At 64.7% G+C, this 11736-nt stretch carries 11 protein-coding genes; 3 read left to right on the top strand and 8 right to left on the bottom strand.

Features of this window, described 5'->3' with window-relative positions; translation table 11 throughout:
- Positions 1-162: 162 nt before the first annotated feature.
- A complete protein-coding gene (gene gltX, locus BraRD5C2_RS05350) occupies positions 163-1584 on the top strand; it encodes a glutamate--tRNA ligase (RefSeq protein ID WP_223967289.1) in 1422 nt (473 codons plus the stop codon).
- A 160-nt stretch (positions 1585-1744) separates the two neighbouring features.
- Positions 1745-3046, top strand: a complete 1302-nt coding sequence (gltA, locus tag BraRD5C2_RS05345; protein ID WP_092114598.1) for a citrate synthase — start codon at positions 1745-1747, stop codon at positions 3044-3046.
- A 32-nt stretch (positions 3047-3078) separates the two neighbouring features.
- Here gltA and BraRD5C2_RS05340 read toward each other — a convergent pair whose 3' ends face one another.
- From BraRD5C2_RS05340 to lpxA, 5 genes are all read right to left on the bottom strand, one after another.
- Positions 3079-3414, bottom strand: coding sequence for an ArsR/SmtB family transcription factor (locus BraRD5C2_RS05340; RefSeq protein ID WP_223967288.1), 336 nt, complete (start codon positions 3412-3414; stop codon positions 3079-3081).
- A 5-nt stretch (positions 3415-3419) separates the two neighbouring features.
- Positions 3420-4082: an SRPBCC family protein gene (locus BraRD5C2_RS05335; protein ID WP_223967287.1), complete on the bottom strand. Its 663-nt coding sequence runs from the start codon at positions 4080-4082 to the stop codon at positions 3420-3422.
- A gap of 98 nt (positions 4083-4180) precedes the next feature.
- On the bottom strand, positions 4181-5359 hold the full coding sequence (gene lpxB / locus BraRD5C2_RS05330) for a lipid-A-disaccharide synthase (protein ID WP_223967286.1): 1179 nt from the start codon (positions 5357-5359) through the stop codon (positions 4181-4183).
- Positions 5359-6216, bottom strand: coding sequence for an LpxI family protein (locus BraRD5C2_RS05325; protein ID WP_223967285.1), 858 nt, complete (start codon positions 6214-6216; stop codon positions 5359-5361). The genes lpxB and BraRD5C2_RS05325 overlap by 1 nt, the downstream gene beginning before the upstream one ends.
- A 19-nt stretch (positions 6217-6235) precedes the next feature.
- Positions 6236-7030: an acyl-ACP--UDP-N-acetylglucosamine O-acyltransferase gene (lpxA, locus tag BraRD5C2_RS05320; RefSeq protein ID WP_223967284.1), complete on the bottom strand. Its 795-nt coding sequence runs from the start codon at positions 7028-7030 to the stop codon at positions 6236-6238.
- Between the two features lie 137 nt (positions 7031-7167).
- Between lpxA and BraRD5C2_RS05315 the strand changes: the two genes are divergently transcribed.
- Positions 7168-7491 carry a KTSC domain-containing protein gene (locus BraRD5C2_RS05315; protein ID WP_223967283.1) on the top strand — a complete coding sequence of 108 codons (324 nt, stop codon included), beginning with the start codon at positions 7168-7170 and terminating at the stop codon, positions 7489-7491.
- A 21-nt stretch (positions 7492-7512) separates the two neighbouring features.
- On the opposite strand, the gene fabZ is transcribed toward BraRD5C2_RS05315, so the two are convergent.
- Genes fabZ through bamA form a run of 3 tightly spaced genes read right to left on the bottom strand, consistent with a single transcriptional unit; the run spans position 7513 to position 11608 of the window.
- Complete coding sequence (gene fabZ, locus BraRD5C2_RS05310; protein WP_016841580.1) at positions 7513-7971, bottom strand: 3-hydroxyacyl-ACP dehydratase FabZ; 459 nt, start codon at positions 7969-7971, stop codon at positions 7513-7515.
- A complete protein-coding gene (gene lpxD, locus BraRD5C2_RS05305) occupies positions 7971-9032 on the bottom strand; it encodes a UDP-3-O-(3-hydroxymyristoyl)glucosamine N-acyltransferase (protein WP_223967282.1) in 1062 nt (353 codons plus the stop codon). The genes fabZ and lpxD overlap by 1 nt, the downstream gene beginning before the upstream one ends.
- A gap of 32 nt (positions 9033-9064) precedes the next feature.
- Positions 9065-11608, bottom strand: coding sequence for an outer membrane protein assembly factor BamA (gene bamA / locus BraRD5C2_RS05300; protein ID WP_223967281.1), 2544 nt, complete (start codon positions 11606-11608; stop codon positions 9065-9067).
- Between the last annotated feature and the right edge of the window lie 128 nt (positions 11609-11736).

Raw genomic sequence — 11736 nt, 5'->3', positions numbered from 1 at the left:
GGTTCCCTGAAGGATTAAGCTTAACCTTCTGCCAAATTCGCGCCGTCCGGCCAAGCCTGCTTTCAGAGCCTGGTTTGGCCGGCAAAAGGTCAGCCGGGGCTTTAGTTATGTCCGGTTCCTGATATACACCACCGCCCATTCCAGCATACGTCGCAATCGATCATGACCAATTCCGTCGTTACCCGCTTCGCCCCCTCGCCAACCGGCTTCCTCCATATCGGAGGCGCCCGCACCGCGCTGTTCAACTGGCTCTATGCCAGGAAGCTCGGCGGCAAGATGCTGCTCCGGATCGAGGACACCGACCGCGAACGCTCGACCGAGGCGGCGATCGACGCCATCCTGGACGGCCTGAAATGGCTCGAGCTCGATTGGGACGGCGACGTCATCTACCAATTCAGCCGCGCTGCGCGCCATCGCGAGGTCGCCGAGGGCCTGCTCGCCGCCGGGCGGGCCTATTACTGCTACGCCACCCCGGAGGAACTGGCCGCGATGCGCGAGAAAGCGCGCGCCGAGGGCCGCACCCGCCTCTATGACGGCATGTGGCGTGACCGCGATCCGGCCACCGCACCTTCCGACGTCAAGCCGACCATCCGCCTCAAAGCGCCGCAGACCGGCGAGACCGTGATCGAGGATCAGGTTCAGGGCCGCGTGGTCTGGCAGAACGAGAACCTCGACGACCTCGTCCTGCTGCGCGGCGACGGCACCCCGACCTACATGCTCGCGGTCGTGGTCGACGACCACGATATGGGCGTCACCCACATCATCCGCGGCGACGACCACCTGATCAACGCGGCGCGGCAGAAGCAGATCTACGACGCGCTGGAGTGGGAGCTGCCAAGCATGTCCCACATTCCGCTGATCCACGGACCGGACGGCTCGAAACTGTCGAAGCGCCATGGCGCGCTCGGCGTCGATGCCTACCGCGCGCTGGGCTATCTGCCGGCCGCCTTGCGCAACTATCTCGTCCGGCTCGGCTGGAGCCATGGCGACCAGGAGATCTTCTCGACGCAGGAGATGATCGACGCGTTCGATCTCTCCGGCATCGGCCGCTCGGCGGCGCGGTTCGATTTCGCCAAGCTGGAGAACCTCAACGGCCACTATATCCGGCAGAGCGACGATCAATCCCTCGTGACCCAATTCGAGAGCGTGCTGGATTATGTTCCTGAAGGCGCCGCGCTGAAGGCCAAGCTCAATGACACCACCCGCGCGCAATTGCTGCGGGCGATGCCAAACCTGAAGGAGCGCGCCAAGACGCTCATCGAGCTGATCGCGAGCGCCTACTTCATTTTCGCCGATCGCCCGTTGGAGCTCGATCCGAAAGCATCCGCGCTACTCACGCCGGAAACACGCGCGTTGATCGGCCGGCTGCGCACCGCGCTGGAAGCCGTCAACGACTGGACGGCGGAAACCACCGAGACCGCCATGCGGAATTTCGCCGAGCAGAACAATCTGAAACTCGGCGCGGTCGCCCAGCCGCTGCGGGTGGCACTGACGGGGCGGACAACGTCGCCGGGCATATTCGACGTGCTGGCCGTGCTGGGACGCCAGGAGTGTCTCGCTCGTCTCGCCGATCAGGCGGTGTGATCCTGCATGGACCCCCTCCAGGGTCCATCTTGCAGCGCACATTGCAATGAGCTACCCATCCCCGGACGCTTTCTCCACAAGCCGTTCCGCCCCGCCATGGGCCGCAAATTAGCGACTGGGCAAGGTCGGTTTTCGCAACGATTTCATCGGGGATATCACGATGGACGCAAAATCCAGCAAGACAGCCACACTCACCATTGGCAACAAGAACTACGATTTCCCGATCCTGAGCGGCACGGTTGGGCCTGATGTCATCGACATCGGCAAGCTCTACGGCCAGGCCGGGGTGTTCACCTACGACCCCGGCTTCACCTCGACCGGCAGCTGCCAGTCGAAGATCACCTATATCGACGGCGACGCCGGTATCCTCGAATACCGCGGCTACCCGATCGAGCAGCTCGCCGAGAACGGCGACTTCCTCGAGACCTGCTACCTGCTGCTCTACGGGGAGCTTCCGACCCCGGCGCAGAAGAAGGACTTCGACCATCGCGTGATCCACCACACCATGGTGCACGAGCAGATGGCGCGCTTCTTCCAGGGCTTCCGCCGCGACGCGCATCCGATGGCGATCATGGTTGCTGCGGTCGGCGCGCTCGCCGCGTTCTACCATGACTCCACCGACATCAACGATCCGAAACAGCGCATGATCGCCTCGATGCGGATGATCGCGAAGGTGCCGACGCTGGCGGCGATGGCCTACAAATACACCATCGGCCAGCCCTTCGTGTATCCGAAGAACTCGCTCTCCTTCGCCGAGAACTTCCTGCAGATGTGCTTCGCGGTGCCGTGCGAGGAATATAAGATCAACCCGGTGCTCGCCGACGCGCTCGACAAGATCTTCATCCTGCATGCCGATCACGAGCAGAACGCGTCGACCTCGACGGTGCGTATCGCCGGCTCCTCGGGCGCCAACCCGTTCGCCTGCATCGCGGCCGGCATCGCCTGCCTGTGGGGTCCGGCCCATGGCGGCGCCAATGAAGCTGCGCTCGCCATGCTGTCGTCGATCGGAACGGTCGACAAGATCCCCGAATTCATCGCCAAGGTGAAGGACAAGAACAGCGAAGTCCGCCTGATGGGCTTCGGTCACCGCGTCTACAAGAACTACGATCCGCGCGCCAAGATCATGCAGAAGATGTGTCACGCGGTGCTGGCCGAGACCGGCCATGGCGATGACCCGATGCTGAAGGTTGCGCTCGAGCTCGAGAAGATCGCGCTCAGCGATCCCTACTTCATCGACCGCAAGCTCTACCCGAACGTCGACTTCTATTCGGGCATCACGCTGAAGGCGATGGGATTCCCGACCTCGATGTTCACCGTGCTGTTCGCAGTCGCCCGCACCGTCGGCTGGATCAGCCAGTGGAGCGAGATGATCGAGGATCCGCAGCAGAAGATCGGCCGTCCGCGCCAGCTCTATACCGGCGTGGCACGCCGCGACTATGTGACGATCGACAAGCGCAAGTAAGCTTCATCTCCGACGAGTTCGAGACGGGGCCGTCATTCCCGATGGCGCCGTTTTCGTTTGCCGCGCGCGACCTCGGTTGCGAGCGCATCGAGACGCGGCAGCCAGAACGCCCTGAACCGGTCGAGCCAGTCGTCGACCTCGCGCAGCCGCGCCGGCTCCACGGCATAGATCCGGCGCGTGCCGTCGGCGCGCACCGACGCGAAACCGGCGTCCCGCAGGATCCGCAGCTGCTGCGAGACCGCTGATTGGGTGATGCCGAATTCGCGATGCACGACGGCGACGACGTCGCCCGAACTGTGCTCGCCGGTCGCCAGCAGTTCCAGGATGCGCCGGCGGACGGGATCGCCGAGGATGTCGAAGGCGTGCACGGTCGTTAGCCTCCTCCGCCGCCCGGCTCAGGCTCGCCGCAATAAAACGCCGTCGTGCTGGCCCCGGCCCGACGTGCCGCCGCCTCGTCCGTTCCCGCCGTGATCGACGCCCTGCACCAGTCCGCGCTGCTGCGGCGGATGAAATCCTTGCCGTCCCCGGAGCCGGGCCAGGCCTCCGCCGCCGCCCGGTCGAACTGCCCGCCGGGGCCTGCCGCGACATAGAGCGCGAGCCAGATCAAGGCGAGGTCCCAGCCGACACCGACCGCGCCGGGCCCGTAGCGATCCCAGAAGTCGCCCTCGATCAGTGAAAGGTGCTCCAGCTCGAGTCGCGTGCCGCCGGCGCCATCGTCGGCCAGGGTCACGGCGACCCAGCTGACGGCGCCCATCGCCTCCCAGGTCACGGCAAGCCGGCGCGGCGGCTCAGACGTCGTGATTTCCCCGCCCGCCTGACCTTGGAACTGATAGCGGCCGCCGAGCCTGAGATCGCCCGAGATCGGCAGGAACCAGCGCGGAATGCGCTCGGGGTTGGTCAGCGCGTCCCAGAGATCGGCGATGTCGGTGTCGTAGCTGCGGGTCGCGATGACCGCCCGCGCCGGCTTGCCATCGCGCTCCCGGACCGCGACTTCGCGAACGACGGCTCCGACATAGGCGACAGGATCGATCTTCATGACGGCGCTCCGCATCAATATTAGCTATTACTAATATTAGCGCAGCAAGCGGAACCGTTGCGACCACATGTCGCCGCAGCACCACGATGATCGAATGACTAGGTTGAACGCCGGCTCATTTCCGCGAGCACTATGTCGGCGGCGCGGACACTCGGCGGCTGGTCGCCGGTCGACATCTTCCCGTCCATCGTTCCGAACGCCACGAGCTGCCGCAGACGGTCGGGCGTATCCGCGAGGACATCACCCAGCGCGTGCGCGAGCTTGTCCGGCGTGCAGTCCTCCTGCAGGAACTCGGGAATGATGTCGCTGCCGATCACGAGATTGGCGAGGATCACCGACGACACCCGGATCGCACGGCGCAGGATGAACGCTTCCGCAGCACCGACGCGATAGGCCGTCACCATCGGAATGCCTGACAGTGCGAGCTCCAGCGTCACCGTACCCGACTTTGCGAGCGCCGCGCGTGCCACGCGGAATGCGGCGCGCTTCTCGGTCTCGCCGACGGCAAGCCGCGGCACCACGGGCCACGACGCGACGCCTTCGCGCACCATGGCCACGAGATGCGGCATGGTCGGAAGCACGAGCTCGAACGGGGTTTGCTTGTTGAGCTGGCCGAGCGCCGCGCCGAACAGCGCCAGATGATGCCTGATCTCGCTGCGCCGGCTTCCGGGCAGCACCAGCAGGACCGGCGGCTGCGCGTCGCGCCGCTTCTGTTCCTCCTCGTTCGGCCGCAGCGAGGTGAGCTGCTCGGTCAGGGGATGTCCGACATAGCTGCATGGCGGCCCCTGCAGCTTGCCATATTCCTCCGGCTCGAACGGCAGCAGCGCCAGCACGTGATCGACATAGCCTCGCATCGCGCGCGCCCGGCCCGGCCGCCACGCCCAGACCGACGGCGACACGTAGTTGACGATCGGAATGTTCGGGTTGCGCGCGCGAACGCGGCGCGCGACGCGGTGGGTGAAGTCAGGGCTGTCGATGATGACGAGCATGTCAGGGGCATCGGCGAGCACGGCATCGGCCGTACGCCTGATCAATTGCAGTATCTTCGGCAATTGCTTCACGACGGCGGCAAAGCCGATGATCGAGAGCTCCTCGATCGGAAACAAGGGATCGATGCCCTCGCCGGTCATCTGCCGGCCGCCGACGCCGGAAAATTGCACGGCATCGCCTAGGCGCTGGCGCAGCACCTTCATCAGTGCCGCGCCGAGGCGGTCACCGGACTCTTCCGTCGCGATGAGGAAGATCTTGCGGCCGCTGCTGGGACTGCGCGCCTGCATCAGCCCGCCAGTCCGATGACAAACAGCCCCTTGGCGTCGGCGGCCTCGATCAGGGCCTGCGGCTCGGCGGCAAGTGTGTTACCGGCGATCACGGCGATGCCGGCGATGCCCGCCGCGGCCGCGCCCTCGACCGTGCGCGGGCCGATGGTCGGCAGATCGAAGCGGAGATCCTGCTTGCTCTTCGGCGCCTTCACCAAAACGCCGCGGCCGGCCTTGGCGCGGATACGGCCCTCGGCACGCAGCCGGGCCACCCGCGCCAGCAGCCCATCGGTGCCTTCGATGTCTTCGACCGCAACGACGTGGCCGTCGATCACCACGGCCGCCTGGCCGATGTCGAACGGGCCGAGCGCATCGAGCACACTGCGTCCGCGTGCGATGTCGGCGAGCGCGCTCGAATCCGGCGTCGTGCGCGTCACGGCGCCCTCAGGCATCAGGAGATCGGGTGCAACATCCTTGATTCCGACCATGCGAAATCCTTGCTGCTCGAGGATGCGGCCAACGCTCGACAGCAAATGATCGTCGCCGCCGCGAAACGCGCGCACGACGTGGCCGAGCAAACGCAGCGTGCCCCAGTCGAGCCGGATCTCCGACAGCGCGGGACGCACCAGGGTGCCGATGAAGATCAGGTCGCGGCAGCCTTCGTCGCGGAACAGTCGGGTCGCGCGTCCGAGCTGGCCGACCGAGATCCAGCGATGACGAAACCGCTGCGCGCGCGCCGGATCGCAGGCGCCGCGCAGCGCGAACAGCACCGGCGTGATGCCGCGCGCGGTGAGCTGATCGGCGACCGCGAACGGCATGGCGCCGCCGCCGGCGATCACGCCGACCGGCGAGGAAAGCGAGGGAGCCGCTGACGTCATGCTGGCGGCCATCCCCTGCTCAATTGACGTCGGCGGGAAGACAGAGCGGCCGGAGCTTGCCGCCCTCGATGAAGGCGAGGATTTCCGCGATCGCAGGATCCTCGCCCGCAAGCGGCTGCACCGACACCAGTCGCTCGGCGAAGATGCCGGGACCGTGGAACAGCTTTTGATAGAACGCCCGCACCGTCGCCAGCCGCGCCTTGGTGAACTGACGCCGCCGCATGCCGATGATGTTGAGCCCTTCGAGCACCGCATATTGACCGTTGGCGAGACCGAACGGGATGATGTCGCCGCGCACGCCGCAGACGCCACCGATCATCACTTGCGAGCCGACGCGGGTGAACTGGTGCACTGCCGACAGGCCGCCGATATAGACGGCGTCGCCGATCTCGCAGTGGCCGCCGAGCGTCGCCGAGGTCGCGAAGATGACGCCATTGCCGACCATGCAATCATGGCCGACATGGCTGTTGTTCATGAAGAAGCCGCGGTCGCCGACGCGAGTGAGCCCGCCGCCCTTGATCGTGCCGACATTCATCGTCACGCCTTCGCGGATCGTACAGGCTTCGCCGACTTCGAGACGGGTCGGCTCGCCGCGATAGCTCAGATCCTGTGGCGGCCCGCCGAGCGCGGCAAACGGCGAGATGACGCAACCGGCGCCGATCTTCGTGTGCCCGCTGACGGTGACATGCGCGATCAGCTTGCAGTTCTCGCCCAGCACGACGTTGGGGCCGATGATGCAGTACGGACCGATCTCGGTGCCGGCCCCGATCATAGCGCCATCCGCAATCCGCGCAGTGGGGTCGATCATGCTCATGTCGTTACGGTCCGGAATTCGTTAATCGCGCCAAGGTGGTATCAGTCGATTTGAGCGGTCGTTAGCGCGACTTTGCCCGCCCTGTCCAGTGACGTATGATGACCGCCTGTTGCAAACGAGAAGGTCGCAACCGATCCATGGTCCGGGCCGCCGCACTGATCCTCAACCTGTTCTCCGCGCCGGTCGGTCCGGAGACCGTCGATCTCGGCAACAGCACGACCGTCAATCTCTCGAGCTTCGACTGTCGCGACATCAACCGCAGCACGATCGTCCAGCGGGTCTGCTACAGCGCAAGCGAGCGCACGCTGCTGGTCGCGGTCAGGGGCAGCTACCAGCACTATTGCGGCGTGCCTACGGAGACCTACGACGCGCTGATGATCGCACCATCGATGGGCGTCTTCCTCAATCGCGTGCTGCGGATCGCCGGCGCGGACGGCCGATATGCCTGCAGCACGTCGTGACGGCGGCGAGCTGACGTTGCTCTAATCCGTCAGCATCGCACCGACATCGGCCTCGGCGACGACCTGGCCGTTGACCTTGGCGTCGCCGTGAAACCACCACATCGTCTTGCGGCGGCCGAGCGAGCGCATGTGGTACTCGATGGTGTCGCCGGGCATCACCGGCTTCCTGAACTTGCACTTGTCGATGGTGAGGAAATACACCGCGCGCGGCTTCTCGGTGCCCTCGACCGACTTGATACCGATCACGCCGGCGGTCTGCGCCATCGCCTCGATCATCATCACGCCGGGATAGACCGGACGATCCGGGAAATGCCCCTGGAACGGCGGCTCGTTGAAGGTGACGTTCTTGATGCCGATGCCGCTGTAGTCGGTGCGGATCTTGATCACCCGGTCGATCAGCAACATCGGAAAGCGATGCGGGAGCGTCTTCAGGATATCGTTGATATCCACGAGCTCGAATTTGACCGGTGCCTCCTCCATCACTCCTGTTCCTTGCCTTTGGCTTCGTTGTCGCGCACCAGGCGCTCCACCGCGATAATTTCCCGGAACCACTGCTTGGTCGGCTTGGCGAAATGCCCGCCCCAGCGACCATTGGCCGGAATGTCGTCCTTGACCGCGCTCATCGCCGTCACCTGGGCGCCGTCGCCGATCTTGAGGTGGTTGTTGATGCCCACCTTGGCGCCGAGCGCAACATTGTCGCCGATCGTCAGACTGCCGGCGAGCCCGATCTGGGCCGCGAGCAGGCAGTGCCGGCCGATGGTCACATTGTGGCCGATCTGGACCTGGTTGTCGATTTTGGTGCCCTCGCCGATCACGGTGTCGCGCAGGGAACCGCGGTCGATGGTCGAGGCGGCGCCGACCTCGACATTGTTCTGGATCACCACGCGGCCGGTCTGCGGCACCTTCACGTGCCCGGCCGGCCCGAAGAAGATGAAGCCGTAGCCGTCCTGGCCGATATTGCAGGCCGGGTGAATCAGCACGTTGTTGCCGATCAGCGCGAACTGAATGGTGGTCTTGGCGCCGACATTGCAGTCGCGGCCGATCTTGACGTCGGCGCCGATCACCGCGCCGGCGCCGATGATGGTGCCGGCGCCGATCTCGACCCGTGGGCCGATCACGACCAGCGGATCGACGATGACGCCGTCCTCGAGGCGCGCGGTGGGATCGATGATCGCCGACGGGGCGATGCCCTCGGTCCCGAACCAGGATTGCGGCCGCAGCGCATCGGCGTGCCATTCGCGGGCAAGCTCGACGAACACCTGGAACGGTTTCGCGGCCCGCAGCACGGCGGTGCCCTTCGGCACCTGCGCCTCGAAACGCGCGCTGACCAGGCAGGCGCCGGCCTTGGTCGCGGCAAGCTGGTCGGCGTATTTGAGATTGTCGAAAAACGCGAGATGCATCGGTCCGGCCTCGTCAAGCGAAGCCAGCCCCCTGATCTGAAGCGCGCCCCTTTCGGGGTCGACCAGTGGCGCCTTCGTCAGCGCGGCAATTTCAGCCAGCGATGACGAAGGAGGACTCTTGTAGAAGATCGGCTGCGCCATTCCATCCGTCGCAGTCCGGTCGATCAGCGGTGTTAGAAAGTCGTACCGCCGCCAAACCGGAATTCTTGCACGCGGTCATACGCACCCTTGGTCAGCGGTACGGCGTAATCGAAGCGCAGCGGACCAAACGGCGACTGCCAGATCAGGCCGACACCGACCGAGGTACGGACAACCTTGCTGTCGTCATAGCTCAGACCCAAGCAGGTACCCGGAGACGGCGGGTTGTTGGTCGGCCTGACGCAGCCGGGCGTGTTGACTTCGCCGGTCGCCGCCCACGAGGTCGGTCCCTTGTAGTCGTACAGGCCGCCGGCGTCGGCATAGACCGCGCCCTTGAGCCCGACTTCCTTCGGCAGGAACCAGAACGGCATCTGCAGTTCCGCCGACACGCCCCAGTACTTGGTGCCGCCAACGGCGTCCATGGTGCCGTACGGGTTGATGTCACGCGGACCGATGCCGTTCGGCGCGAAGCCGCGGACCAGGTTCGGGCCCATCTGGAAGTGATCCAGCATGCGCAGTTCGTCGCTGCCCAGCTTGTTCAGGATGCCGCCCTGGGCGTGGATCACGCCGACGATATCAGACACCAGCGGGGTGTAGTACTTCGCGTCGATCGCGCTCTTGATGTAGCTGACGTCGCCACCGACGCCGGCGAAGTCCTGCTTGAAGTCGACGATCAGACCGTCGGTCGGGTTCTTGTTGTTGTCGAGCGTGTTGTAGTTGAGCGTATAACCCAGCGCCGACGTCAACGTCTTGCCGCCAGCCAGTTCCTTGCGGACCGGCAGCGAGGCTTCACCGTCGCTGTAGCAGCCGAGACCATTGGTCGACACCAGGCTGATCCCGTTCAGGTTCGCATAGGCCGGGCTCGGATTGAATGCGGGATTGGGCGTTACGCCGTCAGCCAGGAAGGGATTGTTGTTACAGTTGTTGAGCGTCGACGGCAGGGTGATTTCCTGCTGATAGATCGAGTAGCGCAGCTGCAGCGACAGGTCTTCCCGCAGGCTGAAGCCGAGACGCGGGCTGAAGCCGAGCGTCTTGGTGCCGTAGGCGATGTAGTTGTTGGACAGCTGCTGGCGCTGATAGAAATCGAGGCCGAGCGCGACACGATAGTCGAGCAGATAGGGCTCGACGAACGACAGCGAGTAGCCGCGGGCATACTGGCCATAGGTCACCGACGCCTTCGCGAACAGGCCGCGGCCGAGCAGATTGCGCTCGGAGACGCTGACTTCAGCCAGCGCGCCGTCGGTGGTCGAATAGCCGCCCGACACCGAGAAGTCGCCAGTCGACTTCTCCTCGAGATCGACGATCAGGATGACGCGATCGCTGGAGGATCCGGGTTCGGTGGTGATCTTCACTGTCTTGAAGAAGTCGAGGTTCTTCAGCCGGCGCTCTGCACGGTCCACCAGCGCACGGTTGTAGGCGTCGCCTTCCGAGATATCGAATTCGCGGCGGATCACGTAATCGCGCGTGCGGCTGTTGCCGCGGACGTTGATACGCTCGATATAGGTGCGCGGACCTTCATCGATCGCGAAGGTGATCGACACCGTGTGATTGTCGAAATTGCGATCGCCGCGCGGCCGGACCACCGCGAAAGCATAGCCGCGGCGCGATGCCTCGATCTGCATCTCCTCGACCGACTTCTCCAGCGCCTCGGCGTTGTAGAGCGAGCCGGTATTGACGCGCGAGTACGAGCGCAGCGCGTTCGGGTCGAGTGTTGCGATCGACGAGGTGAAGTTGACGGCGGCGACGCGGTACTGCTGGCCCTCTTCGATCTTGAAGGTAACCAGGAAGCCCTTCTTGTCGGGATCGTATTCGGTCAGTGCGGCCACGACCTGTACATCGGCATAGCCGTTCTTGAGGTAGAAGCGGCGAATCAAGTCGCGGTCGGCTTCGACCCGGTCCGGGTCATAGACGTCGTTGCCGCCAAGGAAGCTCAGGAGGTTCGATTCGCGGGTCTTGATGACGTCGCGCAGGCGGGACGCCGAATAGGCATTGTTGCCCAGGAACTCGATCGACCGCACACCGGTCTTCACGCCTTCATTGACCTCGAAGATCAGGTCGACGCGGTTGTTCGGCTGCTCGATGATCTGCGGATTGACCCGCACGTCGTAACGGCCGGAGCGGCGGTAGATTTCGGCAATGCGCAGGGCATCCGACTGCACCATCGGGCGCGAGAAGGTGCCGCGCGGCTTGGACTGGACTTCGGCGGTGAGCTGCTCGTCCTTGACCTTCTTGTTGCCTTCGAAGGCAACGCGGCCAATCACCGGGTTCTCGACCACGACCACGACGAAGCGCCCGCCCCGCTGATCGATATGGACGTCCTGGAACAGGCCGGTCTCGATCAGCGCCTTCAGGCCGTCATCGATCTGGGCCTGGCCCAGCCGACCGCCCGGTCCGGGATGGAAATAGGAACGGATGGTTTCGAGCTCGACGCGACGGTTCCCCTCCACGGCAATCGAATCAACGGTCTGCGCATGCGCAGGCGCAGAGACAGCAACGGCCGCCAAGGTGGCCGCCGCTGGCGCGGCGAACATGACCAAGGCGGCGAACAGCCCCCCCCTCACTCGCATTCCAAACATCATGCGCAACGCGCCCTTATCTTTAGCAATGCCGGACCGTTCCCCAACGACCCGACAGATTCCCAACCTGCCGCTCAGCTTGTAGCCAACTTTGCCGAGGGGGCAAACTTACTACAGCTGAACATTTCCAT

It is taken from the genome of Bradyrhizobium sp. RD5-C2 (assembly GCF_019972155.1).
Lineage (GTDB): Bacteria > Pseudomonadota > Alphaproteobacteria > Rhizobiales > Xanthobacteraceae > Bradyrhizobium.
Note: the sequence above shows the minus strand (reverse complement) of the source record. Positions and strands in the feature narration are given on the sequence as shown.